The sequence below is a fragment of the Propionivibrio pelophilus DSM 12018 genome, from assembly GCF_059569095.1.
In genome coordinates this window covers 1-20652 of the sequence record NZ_JCANUT010000019.1, presented here as the reverse complement: position 1 = coordinate 20652, position 20652 = coordinate 1, and the positions used below count along the sequence as shown (strand labels likewise).

Sequence of the window (20652 nt, the reverse complement as noted above, 5' to 3'; positions counted from 1 at the left end):
GGTTTTAGGCCCCGGCGTCTATCCCGCATTTCAAAGAATTCAATCACTTCGCGCGTCGATCGCGCGCGGTTTGCAGATGCCGACAGAGCAGTTCCGCGCCGTCGAGCAGGCGCGGCGTATGGCGCTGGATCAGCTCGGGGGGCACGAAGAACAGGTTGTTCCGGGCAACGGCGGTAATGGCCGGCCAGCGTTTCCAGTCATCGAGCCACTCCGGTCGGGCTTCGCCCATGCCGCTGGCGACAATCGCCTCGGGATCGGCGGCCACGACGGCCTCGACGGATACGACCGGCGCCAGCGCCTGCTGGTCGCCAAAAACGTTTTCGCCGCCGCACAATCGGATGACGCTGGAAATGATCTGGCGGCCGCCGACCGTCGACAGCGGCTGCTTCCAGATCTGGTAGAACGTGCGGACCGTGGCCTTCTTTTCGTACTGACGACGCAAACCGTCGATGCGCTTCCGGAAGTTTTCCGCCGCCGCATCGGCAACCGCCGACGTCCCGGCCAGCCGGCCTATGCGTTCGATTTCCCCGGCCACGTCCTCGATACGATCGGGCTGCGAGACGTAAACCGGGAAGCCGAATCCGCGCAGCTTCTCGACGTTCGCCGGCGCGTTGCCGCTGTGCCAAGCGATGATCAGGTCCGGCTTGAGCGCGACGACGGTTTCGAGGTCGACGCGCGAGTAGCCGCCGACCCGCGGCACCTTTTTCGCCGCTTCCGGGTAGTCGCTGTAGTCGACTGTTCCGACGAGGCGGTCACCGGCGCCGGCGGCGAAAAGCGTTTCCGCGAGATGGGGGGCCAGGGTGACGATGCGCCGGGCCGGCTGCTTCAGGGTTACCGTGGCGCCCGTGTCATCGGTGACGCGGACATCGGCGGACGCCTGTACCGAGCACAACGCGGCGATCAGGGCAAATGCGAGCCGTCTCACGACGGCGACCACTCACCCACCGCGGCGGCCAGACGCTGCCATTCTTCTTCCAAGCCAGGCAAGCCAAAGCGCAAGAGACCCGGCGCATCGAAGCGACGGACCAGGATGCCGCGCCGGGCGAAATGCTCGGCCAACGCTGCGGTTGCCGGTGGCGTATCGCCGCCTCCGACGGTACAGAACAGCGCCGTACGGCGCACCGCACCGAGCGGCGCGAGCATCTCGGCGAGCCGCTGCGACGCCGAGTCGAGCCTTTCGCGTGCGAGAGCCTGCCATGCCCTGTCTTCGAGGGCGGCACGGGCGACGACGCGGGCGGGATGCGCAACGGCCCACGGCCCGAGCATCTCGCGCAGCGGTTCAAGCTTCTCCGCCGCGCCAAAAACGAAACCGACCCGCGCCCCGGCCAGGCCGAAAAACTTGCCGAGCGAGCGCAGCACGATCAGGTTCGGCGCTTCCTCGCTCCCGGCGAGCGCGGCGACGGTGTTTTCCGGTTCGGCGTCGGCGAAGGCTTCGTCGACGATCAGCCATCCGCCACGGCGACGCAATTGCGCGGCAGCGTCGAGCACGGCCTCTCTCGGCTGGCGCTCGGCCGTCGGGTTGTTGGGATTGCAGAGCAGCACGGCCGGCGTGGCGACGGACACGGCCCGCGCCAGCGACGGCAGGCGGCGCAAGCGGTGCCCGGCCGTTTCCCAGGCATGCGGATGTTCCTCGTACAGCGGCGAAACACAGGCCAGGACCATCGGCCTGAACAACTTGGGCAGCGACTGGATCGCCGCCTGCGAACCGGGCAGCGCCAAAAGCCGTGGGTTGCCGTAATAGGCGGCGGCCGCCGCTTCCAGGCCGTCGTTTTCCTCCGGCAGGCGTAGCCAGGCCAGGGGATCGATCGGCGGCACCGGGTAGGCATCGGGATTGATGCCGGTCGACAGATCGACCCAGTTTTCAAGGGGGATTCCGTAGTCCTGCGACGCCTGCCGCAGACGTCCGCCGTGTTCAAGCACCGCAAACTCCAATCACCAGAAGAACGGCCAGCCACAGGCCGATGCTGCGCCGGACGAGAGACAAGGCGCGTGGAATGTCCTCACCGCGTGCCGGCCGGCCCTCGCCGAGAACCGGCCGCTCCTCGACGTGGCCGTGGTAGATCGCCGGGCCGCCAAGGGCGAGTCCGAGGCTGCCCGCTCCGGCCGACATCACCGGTCCGGCATTCGGGCTCTCCCACACCGGCGCCTGCCGACGCCAGCAGGTTAGCGCCCGTTTCGTTTCGCCGAACAGGGCGTAGGACAGCGCCGTCAGACGGGCCGGAACGTAGTTGAGCAGATCGTCGATGCGCGCTGCGGCCCATCCGAAACGCAGGAAGCGCTCGGTCTTGTAGCCCCACATCGCATCGAGTGTATTGGACAGGCGAAACAGCACCACGCCGGCACCGCCGAACAGGGCAAACCAGAACAGGGCGCCGAATACCGCATCGTTGCCGTTCTCCAGCGCCGATTCGACGCAGGCCTTGGCCACACCGGATTCATCGAGCTCGGCGGTGTTGCGCGAGACGATCCAGCCGACGTGTTCGCGCGCCGCGGGCAAATCACCGGCGTGCAAATCGCTGGCGACACGTTCGGCGTGTTCGGCCAGACTGCGCCCCCCGAGCGCAAAATAAAGCAGGATGACATCGAGCAGCCAGCCGAACCTCCCGGCACCGCGCGCCCACCACGCCAGTGCCGTCAACGGCAACACGGCCAGCATCCAGGCAACAACGCCTTTGGCCCGGCTGCGTCGGCCAGCATTCAAAGACCCTTCGATGACGTTGGCCAGCCACCCGAAGCCGACCAGCGGATGCCAGCGGCGCGTCTCGCCGAGCAGCCGGTCGAGGACGACGCCGGCGAGCGCGGCCAGCGGCAACCACAGCGAAGGGGGTAGATCTGTCGGTAAACCGGCGGGAGAAAAAACGAAAGGCATGAGAAAATCGCGGAAACGAAGGCGGGATTCTACGCCGATCCCCCCGGTGACCGTTAGCTGCGGAAATCCGGTGGGTATATTCCGGCATTAACCGGAATGACGGTCACTTGTAAGGAAATCATGGCAAACCAGCAAACCAGGACGCCCTGCCTGATGGTTCAGGGCTGCACTTCCGACGCCGGCAAGTCGGTCCTCGGCGCGGCGATCTGCCGCGTTTTGGCCCGGCGCGGCGCGCGCGTCGCACCGTTCAAGCCACAGAACATGGCGCTCAACTCGGCCGTCACTGTCGACGGCGGCGAGATCGGCCGTGCCCAGGCGCTGCAGGCGCTGGCCGCCGGCGTACCGGCGCATATCGACTTCAACCCGATCCTGCTGAAGCCGTCGAGCGACAAGCGGGCGCAGGTGATCATCCACGGCAAGGCGCACGCCGACCTGAACGCCCGTGACTACCACGAGTACAAGCCGCGCGCGATGAAGGCCGTGCTCGAATCCTGGGAGCGGTTGTGCGCCGCCTACGACTGCATCATCGTCGAAGGCGCCGGCAGCCCGGCGGAAATCAACCTGCGCGCTCGCGACATCGCCAACATGGGCTTCGCCGAAGTGGTCGACTGCCCGGTGATCATCGTCGCCGACATCGACCGCGGCGGTGTCTTCGCCCACCTCGTCGGCACGCTCGAACTGCTTTCGCCGAGCGAGCAGGCACGAGTCAAGGGCTTCGTCATCAACCGCTTCCGTGGCGACATGAGCCTGCTCGAATCGGGCCTGACCTGGCTTGAAAAACGGACCGGCAAGCCGGTGCTCGGCGTGCTGCCCTACCTGCACGGCCTGTACCTCGATGCGGAAGACGCGCTGCCGAAAGGACAGGAGGCGAAGACCAACGCGCAACTGCGCGTGATCGCCCCGGCGTATCCGCGCATCTCCAACCACAACGACCTCGACCCGCTGCGCTTCCATCCGGACGTCGATTTCCGCTTCGTCGGCCCGCACGAGCCGGTGCCGCCGTGCGACCTGATCGTGCTGCCCGGTTCGAAAGCCGTGCAGGCTGATCTGAACTGGCTGCGTGCAATGGGCTGGGAAGAAGCGATCCGCCGCCACCTGCGCTACGGCGGCAAGGTGATCGGCATCTGCGGGGGGCTGCAGATGCTCGGCATGAAACTCAACGACCCGCTCGGCCTCGAAGGCGCGCCGGGCAGCGCGCCCGGCCTCGGGCTGTTCGACTACGAGACGACGCTGGCGGCGGAAAAAAATCTGGAGAACGTCAGTGGCTCGCTGGCACTTCCGGGTTCACCGGCGATCACCGGCTACCGCATCCACATGGGCTTAACACACGGCCCGGCGATGCAACATCCGTCGACGCAACTCGACGGCGTGCCGGAAGGAGCGATCTCGGAGGACGGCCAGCTTCTGGCAACCTACTGCCACGGCCTCTTCGACCAGCCTGACGCACTCAATGCGCTGCTCGAGTGGGCCGGCCACAAGCCCTCGGCAAGTTTCGACCCGAACGAACGCCGCGAGCGCGATCTCGACCGTCTGGCCGACGCCGTCGAGCAGCACATGGACATGGCGAAACTGGCCGAATGGCTGCCCATGCTCAAGAACAACGCCTCATGAAGGAAAACAAATGGTAAAGAGCCGATTCAATGGAATCCTGCTGATCATCGCCGGTGGCATCGCCCTCGCCCACAACCTCGGCTACCTGCGCATCGACCTCGGTCACCTGCTGCGGGTGTGGTGGCCGGCCATCCTCATCGTCGTCGGCATCGGGTTCTTTTTTTCCTCAAGCCGATGAAATAAGGTCGGAAGGCAAAGTAACCGCTTACTCCGACTTGACAAGCAGCAGCGAAACCGCGGCCTTGCGGGCCAGTTGTTCGGCCACGCTACCGCCGAGCAGCCGCCCCACCCCTTGACTCTGACGAGCGCCGACGGCCAGCAGATCTGCCTGCCAGTCTTTGGCCGCACGGGTCAGCATTTCCGGAACATTTTCGGTTTCCGATTCGACCAGGCGGACTTCCGTTCCGACGCCCCTTTGCCGCGCCAGGGCTGCCGCTTCGTCGAGGAACGCTTCTGCGTCAGAACGGAGCGAGTCCTCGATCGGGCGAACTCCGTCGGGAAACACGACCTGCGCGGTGTTCTGGGAAAGAATCGTCTCGTCCAGTGCATGGCAGAGCACCAGTCGGGCGCCGAACTTCCCGGCCACCTGGATCGCTGCCTCGAAGACGGGACTGTTGGCGAAATTGCTGTCGATTGCGGCCATGATGCGCTGATACATGACGATTCCCTCGCGAATTACCCGTTTGTCGATTTGAGTACCAAGGGCTGGCCGGCGGCGACCAGGGTCACCCGCTCGCACACCGCCGCCACGCGCTGATTCAACCGCCCCTGTTCGTCGGAGAACAACCTGGACACCGCGGCCATCGGCACGATACCCCAGCCGACCTCGTTGGAGACCATGATCACCCGCCCCGGCAGGCCCGGCAGCACGTCGATCAGCGCCTGGACCTCGTCGCGGAACAGCGCGCAGTCCACGGCCTCGCCAGCCTCGGCCTGCGCGGCCGCCTTGCCGGCGAAGAGCATGTTCGAGAGCCACAGCGTCAGGCAATCGACCAGCAGGCAGGTATCCGGCGCGGCGTTCCGGCGCAGGTTTTCCGCCAGATCGAGCGGCGACTCGACCAGGCCCCAGCTTGCCGGACGACGTGCCTGATGGTGCGCGATACGGCGTCGCATCTCGCCGTCGAGCGCCTGCGCGGTGGCCACATACACCACCCGCATGCCGCTCTCCGCCGCCCTTGTTTCTGCCAGCATGCTCTTGCCCGAACGGGCGCCACCGAGGATCAGTTCTTTCATGGCGCGAAGCTTAGCACGGGTGCCGCGGCGTATAATCGCGGCTTTCCGCGGGCTCTCCCGACACACTCCCTTCCCCCATGAATTTCTCGATTTCCTCACCCAGCGCAGCACTCGATTCGGCGCTGCAACACAAGATCGACAACAAGACCAAGCCGCTGGGATCGCTCGGCGTCCTCGAGAAAATCGCCTTGCGCGTGGGGCGCATCCAGCAGTCGTTGTCGCCGCGCTTCACCCGCCCGAACCTCGTCGTTTTTGCCGCCGACCACGGCGCGGCCAGGGCCGGCCTCTCGGCGTACCCGCAGGAGGTCACCTGGCAGATGGTCGAGAACTGCCTGGCCGGTGGCGCGGGCATCAACGCCTTCGCCGGCCAGCACGGGTTCGCCGTCACGGTCGTCGACGCCGGCGTGGCCCATGATTTCGGCCCGCGCGACGGGTTGATCGACGCCAAGATCGCCGCCGGCGGCACGCGCAGTTACCTCGATGAACCGGCGATGACGCGCGCGCAATGCCTCGCCGCCATTGCGCGCGGTGCGCAGGTCGTCCGGGAGCTGGCGGATGGCGGCTGCAACGTCCTCGTCGTTGGTGAGATGGGGATCGGCAACACGGCTTCCGCCGCCCTGCTGACCCATGTCTACACCAAAACCCCGCTGCTCGATTGCATCGGACGTGGCACCGGACTCGATGATGCCGGTCTCGTCCGCAAGCGCGAGCTGCTCGGACAGGCCATCGCCCGCGCCGACCTCCCGCCAGATGCGGATGCCGTCACCGTACTCGCCGAATTCGGTGGTTTCGAAACCGCCATGATGGCGGGCGCCTTCCTCGGCGGCGCGGAGCGGGGCATGACCCTGCTCATCGACGGCTTCATCGCCACCTCGGCGTTGCTGGCGGCCGCGCGCATCGCCCCGGCCGTGGCTGACTACTGCATCTTCTGCCATCGTTCCGCAGAACCCGGGCACGTCGCGCAGATGCGCGACCTCGGCGGCGAGCCCCTGCTGGATCTCGGCCTGCGCCTCGGCGAAGGCACCGGCGCCGCGATCGCCTATCCGCTGGTCTGCTCTGGCCTGGCCTTTCTGAACGAAATGGCCAGTTTCGAATCTGCAGGCGTAAGTAACCGCGACAACTGAGGGCGACTATGTCTCCACGCTCGGAACTGGAAACCTTCCTCGGCGCGATCCGCTTCTTCACCCGCCTCCCCCTCCCCGGCACACTCGGGCAAAACAGCCTGGCGCTGGAGCGGGCCATCCGCTACTTCCCGGCCATCGGGCTGCTGGTGGGAACGCTGGGTGGCCTGGCCTTCGCGGTCACCTCGTTCTTCTGGCCGAAAACCCTGGCCGTGCTCGCGGCAATGGCCACGATCATCCTGGTTACCGGTGCGTTGCACGAGGATGGCTGGAGCGACGCGGTAGACGGCCTTGGCGGTGGCTGGAGCCGCGAACGTGTGCTCGAAATCATGCGCGACTCGCGGGTCGGCAATTACGGTGCCGTCGCCTTGGCGATGATCCTGCTGGTCCGCTTCTTCGCCCTGATCGAGATCGACATGCTGCTCGTTCCGGTGGCACTGATCGCCGGGCAGGCGGTTTCCCGGCTGTGCATGGCCTTCGTCATGCGCTCGCTGGATTACGCCCGCGCCGATGGCAAGGCCAAGCCGTTCAACAATCACGTCAGCTCGTCGGACATGCTCTTTGCCGGTGTAACCGCCGTGCTTCCCGTGCTGCTCCTCTCGCCGTTCCAGTTCATCCCGGCCCTCGTCCTCGCCGCCGGCGCCACGCTGTGGCTGACCCGCCTGTTCAAGCGGCGCATCGGCGGCTATACCGGCGACTGCCTGGGCGCGGTCCAGCAACTCTCCGAAGTCGCCTTCTACGCCGGCCTGTTGTGCAAGTTTTCCTGATTCGCCATCCGCAGCCGCTGATCGCGCCGGGCGTTTGTTACGGGCAACTCGACGTCGACTGCGTTGATTTCGGCGCAACGGTTGACGCGTTAAAACAGAACCTCCCGACGGACACCCCTGTATTCAGCAGCCCGCTCCGCCGCGCCCGCCGGCTTGCCGAGGCGCTGTCGGAGCACGTCACGATTGACCGACGTCTCAGCGAAATCCATTTCGGCACCTGGGAGGGCCAGCGCTGGGACGCGATCGACCGCGCACAACTCGATGCCTGGGCCGACGACCTTCTCGGCTTCGTTCCACCCGGCGGCGAGTCGGTTGCCACGTTGTTCGCCCGGGCGCAGGACTTCGCCGCGTCGCTCGACCCGTCGCTGCAGCAGGTGGCCATTGTCACCCACGCCGGCGTCATGCGCTCGCTGGTCGGCCATTGGCAACAACTGCCGGCAGCCGAATGGTCGCAACTGCAATTCGGCTACGGCGAGATCGTCCCGATCCTTGTTTCAGAGAGCACGGCCTGCCCATGAACCTTCCCACTCCCGACCAGGATGCCCGCCAAGCCAGCGATGCGCTGACCGCGCACATCCGCGACGAGATCGCGGCCTGCGGCGGCTGGATCGGTTTCGACCGCTTCATGACGCTGGCGCTCTATACGCCCGGGCTCGGCTACTACTCGGGAGGGGCGCACAAGTTCGGCGCCGCCGGCGACTTCGTCACTGCACCCGAGCTAACCCCGGTATTCGCGCAGACGCTAGCCGCACAGGCCGCGCAGATTCTTCATCTTTCGGCACCGCACGTGATCGAAGTAGGGGCCGGCTCAGGGCGACTGGCCGCCGATCTGCTCGCCGAACTCGAACGGCGCGACTGCCTGCCCGACAGTTACAGCATTCTCGACCTGTCCGGCGAACTTCGCGCCCGCCAGCGCGCCACGATCGAACAACGCGTCCCGCACCTGCGGCATCGCGTCGCCTGGCTGGACAAACTGCCGGAGCACTTCGACGGTCTGGTTCTGGCCAACGAACTCCTCGATGCGCTACCGGTGCATCTGGTGGTGTGGGGGAACGATACCGATCTGCGGCTCATTCTGGAACGCGGCGTGAGTTGGCGCGATGGCGCCTTCGTCTGGGAAGACCGGCCGGCCTCCGGGCAGGTACTGGCGCAATCGCAAGGGCTCGGCGACGAATGCGAGCCGCCCCCCGGCTATCTCAGCGAGATCAACCTTGCAGCCATGGACTGGACCGCCTCGTGGGCGCGGATTCTCGGACGGGGCGCACTGTTGTTGCTCGACTACGGGTTCCCCCGCCACGAGTACTATCACCCGCAGCGCGATGCCGGCACGCTGATGTGCCATTACCGGCACCACGCCCATCCCGACCCGTTCTTCCTTCCGGGACTGCAGGACATCACCGCCCACGTCGACTTCACCGCGATCGTGGAGGCCGGCCATGGCGCCGGGCTCGATCTTCTCGGGTATACAACGCAGTGCGCCTTTCTGCTCAACTGCGGACTGCCGGACGTGCTCGCACGAATTCCGGCTGACGATACGGCGCGCTATCTTCCGCAGGCACAGGCCGTTCAGAAACTGATCTCGCCCGCCGAGATGGGCGACCTGTTCAAGGTCATGGCCCTCGGCAAGGGGATCGAAGAACCGCTGATCGGCTTTGGCCAGGGCGATCGCAGCGAGACGCTATAGACCTTATAGACCTGCACGACCGATAAGGAAACGGGGCGTCGGAAACAATCCGGCGCCCCGTTTTTTGTCGGCAATGGGAACAGAGTTTTCAGGCGGACGCGGTGAAGGTCATCGTTATCATTTTTAATGACCCTCACCGTTTTTCTGCCGCCTTACATCCCCCTAACCCACACTACAAAACGAACCGTTAAAAGCCGATGCCGAGCAGAACAACCGCGGACACGACCGTGGCAACCAGGGCCACACCGTAGGTCAGCAGTTTGCAGCCGAAGCCGGCGTGAATGCCGATTTCATGCAGCGAGTGGAAGATCCGGTGCGCGGCGTGCCACATGAACAGGGAAATCACCACGAAGATGAAGCCCTTGCCGATGAAGTTCTGCGCGAAGGCATGCATCTTCGGATAGTCCATGGCGCCGGCCGGCAGAATCAGGCCGAGCGGAACGGCCACGCCGGTGATGAACACCAGCATCGGCCCGAAGAGAGCGGCCAGCATGCCGCCGCCACCGAACAGGCCCCAGAAAATCGGGGCATTGGAACGCTTACGAGTTTTCATGCGGCAATCCTCCAGACAACGCCAAGCAGCGCAAGAGCGGCGACGATCGCGGCGGTCCAGCCGGCGCTCACGACGACGTTCGGCTCAACCCTCTTGCCATTCACCACGATCGGCGGCATGGTCAGCGGGAACAGCTTGAACCATGTCAGCGCGTGGTAGGCAATCGCCACCAGCAGCGCCAGATGGAAAACGATCGACAGCGGGCTCTTCATCGCTTCGAGCCAGCCGGCCCAAGCCTCGGGGCCCTGACCCAGCCGGACGAGCCCGACGAGCAGGGTGATGGCGTAGGCGGCAACAAACAGCGCCGTGCCTTCGTGAACCATGTACTCAACGTAGAACGGGTTCTTTTTCCACCAGCCGTCCATCGGACGGACATACGGACGACGTTTGCTCACTTGGCACCCCCTTTCGGTGACAGGAAGCGCAGGAAGTAGTCCTTCGCTGCGTTGATTTTGTTGACGTTGACCGCGTTGCCCGGATCGACATGCTTCGGACACACTTCAGAGCAATACCCGACCGCGCTGCAGTTGTAGACGCCGTCTTCGGACGCCAGCAACTCCATCCGCTGCGCCTGGCCACCGTCACGCGAGTCCATGTTATAGCGGTGCGCCAGGGCGATCGCCGCCGGGCCGATGAACTCGGGATTGAGGCCAACCTGCGGGCAGGCCGCGTAGCACAGCGTGCAGTTGATGCAGGAAGTGAACTGGATGTACTCGGCGAACTGCGCGGGCGTCTGGATGTACTCGCCCTGCTCGACCGTGCGCGGCTCCTTCGGGATGATGTACGGCTGGATCGCTTCGAGTTTCTCGATGAAGCCGGAGAGATCGACGACCAGATCCTTCTCGATCGGGAAGTGGGCCAGCGCCTCGAGGGTGATGCGGTTCGGGTAGTAGTCGCGCAGGAAGGTTTCACACGACAGCTTCGGGATGCCGTTGATCATCATGCCGCAGCTGCCGCAGATCGCCATCCGGCAGGACCAGCGGAAGGTCAGCGAACCATCGAAGTTATCCTTGATGTACTGGGCTCCCTGCAGCACCGACATGTCGTCGGTAAAGGGCACCTTGTAAACCTCCGAGTGCGGCGCCTGATCCGATTCCGGCAGGTAGCGCAACACTTCGATTTCAATGACTTTTTGCTCAGACATTGGATGCTTTCCTTTCCTGGTCTGCTTTTTCACCAGCGGCACCGTAAACACGCGCTGCCGGTGGGGACTTGGTGATCTTCACGTCGCCGTAGGTGATGCGCGGCGCGCTGCCCGGAACATAGAAGGCGTCCGAGTGCTTGAGGAAGTTGACATCGTCGCGCTGGGTGTAGGCACCGTCCGGACCGTCCAGACGCTGGTGAGCGCCACGCGATTCCTTGCGGTTGATCGCCGAATGCGCCATCGCCTGCGCCACGTCGAGCTGGTAGTCGAGTTCGATGGCGTTGAGCCACTCGGTGTTCCAGACGCCGGTTTTGTCGTCGAGCTTGACGTTCTTGAAACGCTCGCGCAGTTCAGCCTGCTTGTCGCAGTTCGCCTGCATCGTTTCCTCGACACGATAGATGCCGCAGCCATCTTCCATCGACTTGACCATTTCCTTGCGGATATCGGCGATGCGCTCGGTACCGCCGGTCTTGGTCCTTAGTGCCATGACGCGCTGTTCGGCAGCCTGGGCCTGCTTCAGGAGGCTGGCGGAATTGCCCGGCGCAACGGACTTGGCGCGCTTGGCGGCTTCGTCGCCGGCGACCTTGCCGAAGACCAGCAGTTCGGTCAGCGAGTTCGACCCGAGACGGTTGGCGCCGTGGATACCGACGCTGGCACATTCGCCGATCGCGTACAGGCCGGACAGCGAGGTCTCGCACTTGCCGTCAACCCGGATCCCGCCCATGGTGTAATGCACGCCAGCACGGACCGGGATCGGTTCCTTGGCCGGATCGATGCCCATGAAGGTTTCGGCCATTTCGTAGATCAGCGGCAGCCGCTCGCGCAGATAGGCTTCGCCAAGGTGACGCAGATCGAGGTGAACGACCGAGCCCATCACCGGATGCTCGATGGTGCGGCCCTTCTGCTGCTCATACCAGAACGCCTGGCTGAGACGGTCGCGGGGGCCGAGTTCCATGTACTTGTTCTTCGGCTTGTCCTGCAGCGGTCCGAGGCCGTAGTCCTGCAGATAGCGATAGCCGTCCTTGTTGACCAGGTAGCCACCTTCACCGCGACAGGCTTCGGTAAACAGCAGGCCGGTGATCGGCATGCAGGTCGGGTGGTACTGGACAAATTCCATGTCGCGCAACGCGACGCCGTGACGGAAAGCCATCGACATGCCGTCGCCGGTGACGATGCCGCCCAGCGTGCTCTCGCGGAAAACGCGCCCGGCGCCGCCGGTGGCGAGGATGACCGACTTGCCTTCGATCATGGTGAATTCGCCGGTCGCCATTTCGATGGCCACGACGCCCTGGCAACGGCCATCTTCTTCAAGCAGGTCGACGCAGAAATACTCGTCGAAACGCTTGATCGAGGGATACTTGATCGAGGTCTGGAACAGCGTGTGCAGGATGTGGAAACCGGACTTGTCGGCCGCGAACCAGGTGCGCTGGATCTTCATGCCGCCGAACGGGCGCACGTTGACGTGGCCGTCGGCCGTGCGGCTCCATGGGCAACCCCAGTGCTCAAGCTGGGTCAGTTCAACCGGCGCCTGCTGGACGAAGTATTCGACGACGTCCTGCTCGCACAGCCAGTCGCCACCGCCCACCGTATCGTGGAAGTGATAGTCGAAACTGTCGTCCGGACGCTTGACCCCCGCGGCACCGCCTTCGGCGGCGACGGTGTGGCTGCGCATCGGGTAGACCTTCGATACCAGCGCGATCTTCAGCGACGGATCCGATTCGGCAACTGCGATAGCTGCACGCAGACCGGCTCCGCCTCCTCCCACGATAACTACATCTGCCTTGTAAATTTCCACGCCCAATCCTTTCTCGCTTAACGCGAAGTTTGCTACGACCAGCGCAATTTAAAGCTCGCCGGAGTGGACGCCGGCGACCCTTGATGCTAGAAACAGGGCGGGATTATGGCGTTTTTTCAGGGCTGCGGCAACTTTTGAACGATCATGATGTCGCCTTAAAAGCGACAGAGAATCGTTCTCTGCAAGGCTACTCGAGGCGACGCAGAGCCTCGGTTGTCCACCTCAAAAAGGATCATTCCGATCCGGCCAGAACCGGAAAAAGCATCAGCGCATTCTGCGTCGTTGCATCCGCCGCGCCATCCGAATCCATGCCGCGCAATCCGGCCAGTTCGGCAGCGATGCGCGGGAGCTCGCCGGGCTGGTTGCGCCGTCCGGCGATCCACGCCGGCGGAATGTCCGGCGCATCGGTTTCGAGGACGATCGCCTCGAGCGGCAGGGACGCGGCCAACTGCCGGAGGCGGGTGGCGCGCGGGAAGGTCATCGCCCCGCCGAAGCCGAGCCGGAAGCCGAGCCGGATGAATTCGTCGGCCTGCTGCCGGCTGCCGTTGAAGGCGTGGGCGATCCCGCCGCGCACGCCAAACCGGCGCAACTGTTTGAGCACGGCGTCGACCGCCCGGCGCACGTGCAGCAACACCGGCAGGTCAAAATCGCGGGCAATACGCAGTTGCTCGGCAAACACCGACTCCTGCCTCGCCACGTCGACGCCGGGGACAAAAAAGTCCAGACCGATCTCGCCGATTGCCACCGGAGGATGCGCTCCGGCGAGTTCCGCTTCGATATACCGGCGGAACTGCGGACCGAAATCGTCTCCGGATCGCTCCACATTGAGGGGATGAATCCCGTACGCCGGATGACACGTTGGGTAGCGCACAGAACATTGCCGCACCGCAGGAAAATTACCCGGATGCACCGCCGGAACGATGATTGCCGACACACCGGCGTCCTTCGCCGCCTCCATCACCGTATCGCGGTCGCCGTCAAACTCGGCCGCGTCGAGATGGCAATGCGTGTCGATCAGCACCTGATCAGAATGCCCGTAACGGATGCGGGCTCAAGACGATTCCTGTTCCCGAACGATGCGGACGACCTCCGGGATACGCCGCAATCCACGCATCAACAGCGCCAGATGGGTACGACTGGTGACCTGCACGAGAAAATGCAGGTCCGTAAACATCCCGGCGTTTCGCCGGTCCATATTTACGTATTCGATATTGATGCCGGCTTGGGCAATTGTCGCCGACACCTTCCCGAGCACCCCGAGGACATTCTTGGCCGTCACCTTGAGGCGGACATCGAATACCTGCTCCGGATCAGGCTCCCATTCCACGTGAATCCAGTGCTGCGGCTCCGGACTTCTCGATTTCCGGACCTCGGGACAGGCATGCGTGTGGATGCGCAACCCCTGGTCCTTGCGCAGCAGGCCGATGATCGGATCGCCCGGGATCGGCTGGCAGCAGGACGCCAATTGAATCGCCATGCCTTCCGTTCCGCGGATCAGCAACGGAGTGGTTTTCGAGGGACTGGCATCTGCCTGCGGCACTTCGTCACCTTCCGCGAGGCGGCGCGCAACGACAGCCGCCAGGCTGCGGCCCAGGCCGATATCGGAATACAACTCCCGCTTCGTCTTTTTACCGGCCTCGTGGATGACGCGCTCCCAGACGGGCGCGGGGATTTCGGTTGGCACGACCCCCAACGTCAGCAGTTCCTGGGTCAGCATCCTCTCGCCAAGCGAACTGGCGCCCTCCTGCTGTACGCCCCGCAGGAATTGCCGGATGCGGCTGCGCGCGCGACTGGTCTTCACATAGCCGAGCCAGGCCGGGTTGGGGTTGGCGAAGGGCGCGGTAATGATTTCGACCTGGTTGCCGTTGGCCAGCTCGGCCGAGAGCGGAATCAGTTCGTGGTCGATCCGCGCCGCGACGCAACGATGGCCGATGTCGGTATGCACCGCGTAGGCGAAATCGATGACCGTCGCCCCGCGCGGCAGCGCGAGGATCTGACCCTTCGGGGTGAAGACGTAAACTTCGTCGGGAAACAGATCGACCTTGACGTGCTCGAGAAACTCGGACGAGTCGCCGGTGGCGCTCTGCAGTTCGAGCAGTGATTGCAACCAGACGTGCATCTTGTCCTGCAGGTCGGCGCCGCTCTCGGCAGTGTCCTTGTAGAGCCAGTGCGAGGCAATCCCCTCCTCGGCGAGGTGGTGCATCGCCTGGGTGCGGATCTGGATCTCGATCGGCGTACCATAAGGGCCAATCAGCGTGGTATGCAGCGACTGGTAGCCATTGACCTTGGGAATGGCGATGTAGTCCTTGAATTTTCCCGGCACCGGCTTGAATAGCGAGTGCAGCGCGCCGAGAGCCAGGTAGCAAGTCGCGATATCCTTGACGATGACCCGGAAGCCGTAGATGTCCAGCACCTGAGAAAAGCTCAGGTGCTTGTCGACCATCTTGCGGTAGATCGAATACAGGCTCTTCTCGCGGCCAAAAACACCGGCTTCGATATGCGCCTCGGCGAGCTTGCCGTGCACGCCTTCGAGGATCTTCGTCAGCAACTCGCGGCGATTGCCGCGTGCAGCCTTGACGGCCTTGGACAGCACCGCGAAACGCAGCGGATAGATGTGCCGGAACGACAGATCCTGCAACTGCCGGGAAATGTTGTTGAGCCCGAGACGGGTGGCGATCGGCGCGTAGATTTCCAGCGTTTCGTGCGCGATCCGGCGGCGTTTTTCCGGGCGGACCGGCGCCATCGTCTGCAGGTTGTGGCGACGGTCGGCGAGCTTGATCAGCACGATGCGCAGATCGCTGGCCATGGCCATCAGCATCTTGCGGAAGTTTTCCGCCTGCGCGTCCTGGTACGACTGGAACTCGATCTTGTCGAGCTTGGACAGGCCGTCGACCAGATCGGCGACCTGCTTGCCGAAGCGCTCGGCGATCTGCGCCTTGGTGACCGCCGTATCCTCCATCACGTCGTGCAGCAGCGCCGCCACAATGGCCTGCGCGTCCATGCGCCATTCGGCCAGCGCGCCTGCGACGGCCAGCGGATGGGTGATGTAGGGTTCGCCGGAAAGACGGGTCTGCCCCTGATGCGCCTCATCGCTGAAACGGTAGGCAGCACAGACCAGCGCCACCTCGTCCGGTGGCAGGTAACTCAGGGTATCGATGAACACCCGGTACGCCGGGTCTTCATAGTCGTATTCGACGACGCGCCGCTCCGGTTCAGAGGTGCCGGAAGAGCCGTCCGGTGAGGGAATGGAACTGGCCGGGGCGCTGTAATTCACAATCGGTCACCACCCAGCCTTTCCCGACGATCAGGCGTGGCCGCGGTTGAGTACTTCCAGACCGTACAACCGCTCTGCCATTTCGCGCAGGGCGATCACCGTCGGCTTGTCGCGGTTCGCCTCAACCATCGGCGTCGCGCCGGCGGTGATCTGACGGGCACGATAGGTCGCGGCCAAGGTCATCTGGAAGCGGTTGGGGATGAAGTCCAAACAATCATCTACGGTAACTCGTGCCATATTCCCTACTCAAAGCAATGACGCGAACAACGACGTGTGTCGCTGGCGCTGGTTCGTGTAACGCAGCCGGCAAGCGGAAATGACCGACTGAAGGTCGCGCGACGCCTGCTGCAGATCGTCGTTGATAATAACATAGTCAAATTCGTCCACATGCCGCATCTCGTCGCGCGCCGCGGCGATGCGCCGGGCAATGACCTCGGCGGAGTCGGTGCCGCGGCCCGACAGGCGTGCTTCCAGGACCGGCATCGACGGCGGCAGGACGAAGATTCCGATCGCTTCGGGAAAGACCTTGCGCACCTGCTGCGCTCCTTGCCAGTCGATTTCCAGCAACACATCGCGCCCCGCGGCCATTTCCGACGCGATCCAGTGTTTCGAGGTGCCGTAGTAGTTGCCATGCACTTCCGCCCATTCGAGGAATCCGCCCCGATCGACCATCTCGAGGAAGGCCGGGACGTCGACGAAGTGGTATTCACGGCCGTTTTCCTCGCCCTGTCGGGGCGGACGCGTGGTATGCGAAATGGACACGCCGATTTGCGAATCGTTCTCCAGCAGGAGGCGGACGAGGGTCGTCTTGCCGGCTCCGGAGGGAGCCGCCACGATGAACAGGTTTCCGATCATGGGTGCGCTGCCTTGGCGAGTGAAGAAAGAGCGGATTGTAACCGTGGACACCGTGGCTACAGCCGCATGTGGGAACTACTCAGATCTGCGGCCTGATCGCCTGACCAAAACTATTGACGTGCAACGACGGCAGCAATAGAGTGCGGAACAGCGTTCACAAATTCAGAACGTTGTTCCATTTTCGCGCATCACACAAAAGACGTTCAACAAGAACCCACACGGAGGATCGCACCATGAAAATGAAATCGCTGTTCGTCGGCATGACCGCCCTGGTCGCCGGCGCCTTCTCGGCTTCCGCCCTGGCTGCCTACCCGGAAAAGCCGGTCACCGTCATCTGCCCGTGGACTGCCGGAGGCGGCACCGATGTGCTGTTACGCGCCCTTTCCAAGGAAGCGGAAAAGCATCTGGGCCAAACGATCAACGTGGTCAATCAGACCGGCGGCGGCGGAGCTATCGGCCACAACGCCATCCGCGCAGCCCGCCCGGACGGCTACACCGTCGGGATGATCACCTTCGAACTCAACTCACTGCCGCCGCAAGGACTGGTGCCGTTCACCTGGAAGGACTTCGATCCGCTGATGCGCATCAACTCCGACCCGGCGGCGCTGACCGTGCGCAAGGATGCGCCGTACAGCACGGTGCGCGGTTTCATGGATCACGCCAAAGCCAATCCGGGTGAAATCACCATCGGTAACTCCGCCCCCGGCTCGGTGTGGCATATCGCCGCAGGCCTCGCGGCGGAGAAAACCGGCGTGCAGGTCAAGCACGTGCCGTTCAATGGCGCACAACCGGCGGTGACCGCACTGGTCGGCGGACACATCAAGGCCGTCGCCGTTTCCGTCGCCGAAGTACGCGGCCAGGCGCAGGCCGGTAACCTGAAGATCCTCGGCGTGATGTCGGGCGAGCGCGACAAGATCTTCCCGGATGTGCCGACCTTCAAGGAGCAGGGCGTCGACGTCGAGTTCTACACCTGGCGCGGCCTGGCCGTGCCGAAGGGTGTTCCGGCCAACGTCAAGGCCAAGATCTCCGATGCCTACAAGAAGGCTTTCGATTCCAGGGAATTCCAGGAATTTGCCGCCAAGGCTTCGCTGAACCTGGCCTACCAGAACGCCGCCGACTTCACCAAGTTCCTCGACCAGAACTACCAGGACGTCGAAGCGGTGATGAAGAAACTGGGGCTCGCGAAGAAGTAAGTTGCGCGATGCTCGAAGGGCGGCCTCCCTGGCCGCCCTTTTTGTATAGAAGTACCGTACGGGTAGTTTTGCAGGGAGTCATCACCATATGAAAGTCGCAGATATCGTCGGCGGGATCGTCGGCATCCTGATCGGCCTCTTCGCGCTCTGGGAAGGCGTAAAAATGCCGACCGACGTCGTCATGAAGATCGGACCGAGCTTCTTTCCGAACATGCTCGGCGGGCTGCTGATCCTGTTCAGCGCCGTCCTCATCGTCAACGCTGTGCGCGGCAGGAGCAAGGGCAAGGTCGAGCCGTATCGCCTGTCCGACAAGGGTACGCAGCGCGGCCTGATCACGCTGGCCGCGGGCAGTATCTTCGTTGTCGTCCTCGAGCCGCTCGGCTTCATCCCGACCTCGATCATTTTCCTCACCTTCATGATGCTGGTCATGGGCAAGCGCAACCCGTTGCTGCTGGCCGTCACCCCGGCGCTGATCACCGCGGCGGTCTGGCTGGTGTTCGAGAAGGTACTGATCCTGTCGATGCCGGCCGGCGTGCTGGCGGATTACCTCTAGGAGAACACGCATGGATTTCAACTGGAGCCTGATGTTCACCAGCTACGCCACGGTCTTCTCGCCGGGCGTGCTGTTCATCATCTGCGTCGGCGTCACCGCCGGCATCGTCATCGGCTCGCTGCCGGGGCTGACCGCGACCATGGGCGTCGCCCTGCTGGTGCCGCTGACCTTCGGCCGCCCGCCGCTGGAAAGTCTGGCCATGCTGATCGGCATCTATTGCGGCGCGATGTACGGCGGCTCGATTTCAGCCATCCTGATCCGCACGCCGGGCACACCGGCCGCCGCCGCGACGATTCTCGAAGGCTATCCAATGGCCCGCCGGGGCGAAGCCGGGCGGGCGTTGTCGATGGCGCTCTTCGCCTCGTTCTTCGGCGGCGTCTGCGGTGCCCTGATCATGACCTTCGCCTCGCCGATCGTTTCCGGCTTCGCGCTCGAATTCGGGCCAGTCGAGTATTTCGCGCTGGCCATCTTCGGCCTCTCGGTGATCGTTTCGATCTCCGGCCGTTCGCTGATCAAGGGGATGATGTCCGCCTTTTTCGGCTTGCTCATCTCGTCGATCGGCTTCGACCCGATCTCCGGCTTCCCGCGCTTCACCTTCGGCCTGATGGAGATGATGGAGGGCCCCCCGTTCATCCCGACACTGATCGGCCTGTTCGCCGTCTCCGAGGTGTTCAACGAGGTCCAGAAAACCGGGCAACTGCAGCAACTCAAGGCCAAGGTCGACCGTTTCCTGCCGACCTGGGAGGACATCAAGCACTGTTTCAAGCATCTTTGCCGGTCGAGCATCATCGGCACCTTCATCGGCTCGATTCCCGGCGCCGGTGGCGACATCGCCGCCTTCGTCTCCTACGGGCAGGCCAAGCGCACCTCGAAGCACCCCGAACGCTTCGGTCACGGCCAGATCGAGGGGTTGGCCGCCAGCGAGAGCGCCAACAATGCCTGCTCGGGCGGCGCGATGATTCCACTGCTCTCGCTCGGTGTGCCGGGTGACGCGGTCACGGCGGTACTGCTCGGCGCATTCATCGTCCAGGGGCTGCAACCGGGGCCGATGCTGTACAAGGAAAACATCGACATCGTCTATCAGATCTTCGCCTCGATGATGCTCGCCCAGTTTGCCATGCTGCTGATCGGCATGGCCGGCATCCGCCTGTTCGCCAAGGTCATCCTGGTCGACCGGGCGATCCTCACGCCGACGATCTTCGTTCTCTCGATGGTTGGCGCCTTCGCCATGCGCAGCAACGTCTTCGACGTCTACACCACGCTGGCCTTCGGCATCCTCGGCTACGTGATGATGCGCTACGACTATCCGCTCTCGCCGATCCTTCTGGCGCTGATCCTCGGGCCGATGGCTGAAGCCAACTTGCGCCGGGCGATGGTCATCTCCTCCGGCGACCCGTCGATCCTGGTCAGCCGGCCGATCGCCGTCGCGCTGATGGTGCTGGCCGTGGTCTCGCTGCTGCTGTCGATCCGCGGACAGAAACAGGTCGAGGCCCGCCTGGCTGAGATGGAAAAGGCGTTCGAGAAGGAAGTCACGGACTGATGGCCTGACCATCATCGCCCTGAATTAGTGCGCCTTCGCGGCGCCTGAACCCATTGATGTGCGGCCGCTCCGGAAGATTCCGGCAGCGGCCGCACCGTCTTTCGCAATGAGCCAAGCCTATTGATCCGGCCCGATGAAGTATGAACTTATCCGGATTTTTCGTGTCTGATGATGATGGAAAAAGAGAACGCCAGAAAGCAAACGCTGGAACAACTTCATGAGCGGCGCAAGCAAGTGATTCGATTGCACCAGAAGGCAATCAAGATCATGCAGATTGTCGCGATGACGGGCTTGAGCTACCCGGCGGTACGCGCCACGATTGACCGGTTTGTTGAGGGCGGGTGGTCAGCCATTCGACCGACTGCACGGGGCCGAGCGCGAGGCGACGGGCGATGCCTGAGTGAAGCGCAGGAAGAAGCGATTCGCCGCACGATCATCGACAAGCGCCCGGAACAGCTCA

23 protein-coding genes are annotated in these 20652 nt (G+C 63.8%); 10 read left to right on the top strand and 13 right to left on the bottom strand.

Annotated features, from left to right (window positions below; all coding sequences use genetic code 11):
* Nucleotides 1–43: 43 nt before the first annotated feature.
* The 3 genes from BO74_RS09960 to cbiB are packed head-to-tail and all read right to left on the bottom strand — an operon-like array spanning nucleotide 44 to nucleotide 2869.
* Nucleotides 44–925: a cobalamin-binding protein gene (locus tag BO74_RS09960; protein ID WP_496441996.1), complete on the bottom strand. Its 882-nt coding sequence runs from the start codon at nucleotides 923–925 to the stop codon at nucleotides 44–46.
* Nucleotides 922–1920, bottom strand: coding sequence for a threonine-phosphate decarboxylase CobD (gene cobD / locus BO74_RS09955; protein WP_496441994.1), 999 nt, complete (start codon nucleotides 1918–1920; stop codon nucleotides 922–924). The genes BO74_RS09960 and cobD overlap by 4 nt, the downstream gene beginning before the upstream one ends.
* Nucleotides 1913–2869, bottom strand: a complete 957-nt coding sequence (gene cbiB, locus BO74_RS09950) for an adenosylcobinamide-phosphate synthase CbiB (protein WP_496441992.1) — start codon at nucleotides 2867–2869, stop codon at nucleotides 1913–1915. Before cbiB ends, cobD begins: the two co-directional genes overlap by 8 nt.
* A gap of 120 nt (nucleotides 2870–2989) precedes the next feature.
* Here cbiB and BO74_RS09945 point away from each other — a divergent pair, with 120 nt between their 5' ends.
* Both BO74_RS09945 and BO74_RS09940 read left to right on the top strand, forming a co-directional pair.
* Nucleotides 2990–4480, top strand: coding sequence for a cobyric acid synthase (locus tag BO74_RS09945; protein WP_496441990.1), 1491 nt, complete (start codon nucleotides 2990–2992; stop codon nucleotides 4478–4480).
* Between the two features lie 10 nt (nucleotides 4481–4490).
* Nucleotides 4491–4658: a LiaI-LiaF-like domain-containing protein gene (locus BO74_RS09940; protein WP_496441988.1), complete on the top strand. Its 168-nt coding sequence runs from the start codon at nucleotides 4491–4493 to the stop codon at nucleotides 4656–4658.
* A gap of 27 nt (nucleotides 4659–4685) precedes the next feature.
* On the opposite strand, the gene BO74_RS09935 is transcribed toward BO74_RS09940, so the two are convergent.
* The gene (locus BO74_RS09935) at nucleotides 4686–5138 is read right to left on the bottom strand and encodes a universal stress protein (protein WP_496441986.1); all 453 of its coding nucleotides are present in this window, start codon (nucleotides 5136–5138) and stop codon (nucleotides 4686–4688) included.
* Nucleotides 5139–5155: 17 nt separating this feature from the next.
* Nucleotides 5156–5713 (bottom strand): bifunctional adenosylcobinamide kinase/adenosylcobinamide-phosphate guanylyltransferase, encoded by a 558-nt coding sequence (gene cobU / locus BO74_RS09930; protein WP_496441984.1) that lies wholly within the window; start codon nucleotides 5711–5713, stop codon nucleotides 5156–5158.
* A gap of 77 nt (nucleotides 5714–5790) precedes the next feature.
* Here cobU and cobT point away from each other — a divergent pair, with 77 nt between their 5' ends.
* From cobT to BO74_RS09910, 4 genes are read left to right on the top strand one after another with little or no spacing between them, the layout of a single operon-like run.
* The gene (cobT, locus tag BO74_RS09925) at nucleotides 5791–6837 is read left to right on the top strand and encodes a nicotinate-nucleotide--dimethylbenzimidazole phosphoribosyltransferase (RefSeq protein WP_496441982.1); all 1047 of its coding nucleotides are present in this window, start codon (nucleotides 5791–5793) and stop codon (nucleotides 6835–6837) included.
* 8 nt (nucleotides 6838–6845) lie between these two features.
* Nucleotides 6846–7601 (top strand): adenosylcobinamide-GDP ribazoletransferase, encoded by a 756-nt coding sequence (locus BO74_RS09920; protein ID WP_496441980.1) that lies wholly within the window; start codon nucleotides 6846–6848, stop codon nucleotides 7599–7601.
* Nucleotides 7586–8119 (top strand): alpha-ribazole phosphatase family protein, encoded by a 534-nt coding sequence (cobC, locus tag BO74_RS09915; RefSeq protein ID WP_496441978.1) that lies wholly within the window; start codon nucleotides 7586–7588, stop codon nucleotides 8117–8119. Before BO74_RS09920 ends, cobC begins: the two co-directional genes overlap by 16 nt.
* Complete coding sequence (locus BO74_RS09910; protein WP_496441976.1) at nucleotides 8116–9285, top strand: class I SAM-dependent methyltransferase; 1170 nt, start codon at nucleotides 8116–8118, stop codon at nucleotides 9283–9285. Before cobC ends, BO74_RS09910 begins: the two co-directional genes overlap by 4 nt.
* A gap of 187 nt (nucleotides 9286–9472) precedes the next feature.
* On the opposite strand, the gene frdD is transcribed toward BO74_RS09910, so the two are convergent.
* From frdD to gmk, 8 genes are all read right to left on the bottom strand, one after another.
* Nucleotides 9473–9838, bottom strand: a complete 366-nt coding sequence (gene frdD, locus BO74_RS09905) for a fumarate reductase subunit FrdD (RefSeq protein WP_496441973.1) — start codon at nucleotides 9836–9838, stop codon at nucleotides 9473–9475.
* A complete protein-coding gene (locus tag BO74_RS09900) occupies nucleotides 9835–10233 on the bottom strand; it encodes a fumarate reductase subunit C (protein ID WP_496441971.1) in 399 nt (132 codons plus the stop codon). The genes frdD and BO74_RS09900 overlap by 4 nt, the downstream gene beginning before the upstream one ends.
* A complete protein-coding gene (locus BO74_RS09895; RefSeq protein WP_496441969.1) occupies nucleotides 10230–10982 on the bottom strand; it encodes a succinate dehydrogenase/fumarate reductase iron-sulfur subunit in 753 nt (250 codons plus the stop codon). Before BO74_RS09895 ends, BO74_RS09900 begins: the two co-directional genes overlap by 4 nt.
* On the bottom strand, nucleotides 10975–12777 hold the full coding sequence (frdA, locus tag BO74_RS09890; protein ID WP_496441967.1) for a fumarate reductase (quinol) flavoprotein subunit: 1803 nt from the start codon (nucleotides 12775–12777) through the stop codon (nucleotides 10975–10977). Before frdA ends, BO74_RS09895 begins: the two co-directional genes overlap by 8 nt.
* A 232-nt stretch (nucleotides 12778–13009) precedes the next feature.
* A complete protein-coding gene (locus BO74_RS09885) occupies nucleotides 13010–13798 on the bottom strand; it encodes a TatD family hydrolase (protein WP_496441965.1) in 789 nt (262 codons plus the stop codon).
* Nucleotides 13799–13828: 30 nt separating this feature from the next.
* Nucleotides 13829–16051, bottom strand: coding sequence for a RelA/SpoT family protein (locus tag BO74_RS09880; protein WP_496441963.1), 2223 nt, complete (start codon nucleotides 16049–16051; stop codon nucleotides 13829–13831).
* Between the two features lie 30 nt (nucleotides 16052–16081).
* The gene (rpoZ, locus tag BO74_RS09875) at nucleotides 16082–16288 is read right to left on the bottom strand and encodes a DNA-directed RNA polymerase subunit omega (protein WP_496441961.1); all 207 of its coding nucleotides are present in this window, start codon (nucleotides 16286–16288) and stop codon (nucleotides 16082–16084) included.
* 9 nt (nucleotides 16289–16297) lie between these two features.
* The gene (gene gmk / locus BO74_RS09870; protein WP_496441958.1) at nucleotides 16298–16906 is read right to left on the bottom strand and encodes a guanylate kinase; all 609 of its coding nucleotides are present in this window, start codon (nucleotides 16904–16906) and stop codon (nucleotides 16298–16300) included.
* A gap of 233 nt (nucleotides 16907–17139) precedes the next feature.
* On the opposite strand from gmk, the gene BO74_RS09865 reads away from it, so the two are divergent.
* From BO74_RS09865 to BO74_RS09850, 4 genes are all read left to right on the top strand, one after another.
* Nucleotides 17140–18099, top strand: a complete 960-nt coding sequence (locus tag BO74_RS09865) for a tripartite tricarboxylate transporter substrate binding protein (protein WP_496441956.1) — start codon at nucleotides 17140–17142, stop codon at nucleotides 18097–18099.
* 88 nt (nucleotides 18100–18187) lie between these two features.
* Complete coding sequence (locus tag BO74_RS09860; protein WP_496441954.1) at nucleotides 18188–18652, top strand: tripartite tricarboxylate transporter TctB family protein; 465 nt, start codon at nucleotides 18188–18190, stop codon at nucleotides 18650–18652.
* A 10-nt stretch (nucleotides 18653–18662) separates the two neighbouring features.
* Nucleotides 18663–20192 carry a tripartite tricarboxylate transporter permease gene (locus BO74_RS09855; RefSeq protein WP_496441952.1) on the top strand — a complete coding sequence of 510 codons (1530 nt, stop codon included), beginning with the start codon at nucleotides 18663–18665 and terminating at the stop codon, nucleotides 20190–20192.
* 174 nt (nucleotides 20193–20366) lie between these two features.
* Nucleotides 20367–20652: helix-turn-helix domain-containing protein (locus BO74_RS09850; RefSeq protein ID WP_496442049.1), on the top strand; the 286-nt coding region annotated here is incomplete at its 3' end.

Bases quoted from the DNA above. Each gene is read 5' to 3' on its own strand.
- cbiB (WP_496441992.1), bottom strand. From the start codon at position 2,869: ATGCCTTTCGTTTTTTCTCCCGCCGGTTTACCGACAGATCTACCCCCT.
- BO74_RS09945 (WP_496441990.1), top strand. From the start codon at position 2,990: ATGGCAAACCAGCAAACCAGGACGCCCTGCCTGATGGTTCAGGGCTGC.
- BO74_RS09940 (WP_496441988.1), top strand. From the start codon at position 4,491: ATGGTAAAGAGCCGATTCAATGGAATCCTGCTGATCATCGCCGGTGGC.
- BO74_RS09935 (WP_496441986.1), bottom strand. From the start codon at position 5,138: ATGTATCAGCGCATCATGGCCGCAATCGACAGCAATTTCGCCAACAGT.
- cobU (WP_496441984.1), bottom strand. From the start codon at position 5,713: ATGAAAGAACTGATCCTCGGTGGCGCCCGTTCGGGCAAGAGCATGCTG.
- cobT (WP_496441982.1), top strand. From the start codon at position 5,791: ATGAATTTCTCGATTTCCTCACCCAGCGCAGCACTCGATTCGGCGCTG.
- BO74_RS09920 (WP_496441980.1), top strand. From the start codon at position 6,846: ATGTCTCCACGCTCGGAACTGGAAACCTTCCTCGGCGCGATCCGCTTC.
- BO74_RS09910 (WP_496441976.1), top strand. From the start codon at position 8,116: ATGAACCTTCCCACTCCCGACCAGGATGCCCGCCAAGCCAGCGATGCG.
- frdD (WP_496441973.1), bottom strand. From the start codon at position 9,838: ATGAAAACTCGTAAGCGTTCCAATGCCCCGATTTTCTGGGGCCTGTTC.
- BO74_RS09895 (WP_496441969.1), bottom strand. From the start codon at position 10,982: ATGTCTGAGCAAAAAGTCATTGAAATCGAAGTGTTGCGCTACCTGCCG.
- rpoZ (WP_496441961.1), bottom strand. From the start codon at position 16,288: ATGGCACGAGTTACCGTAGATGATTGTTTGGACTTCATCCCCAACCGC.
- gmk (WP_496441958.1), bottom strand. From the start codon at position 16,906: ATGATCGGAAACCTGTTCATCGTGGCGGCTCCCTCCGGAGCCGGCAAG.
- BO74_RS09865 (WP_496441956.1), top strand. From the start codon at position 17,140: ATGAAAATGAAATCGCTGTTCGTCGGCATGACCGCCCTGGTCGCCGGC.
- BO74_RS09860 (WP_496441954.1), top strand. From the start codon at position 18,188: ATGAAAGTCGCAGATATCGTCGGCGGGATCGTCGGCATCCTGATCGGC.
- BO74_RS09855 (WP_496441952.1), top strand. From the start codon at position 18,663: ATGGATTTCAACTGGAGCCTGATGTTCACCAGCTACGCCACGGTCTTC.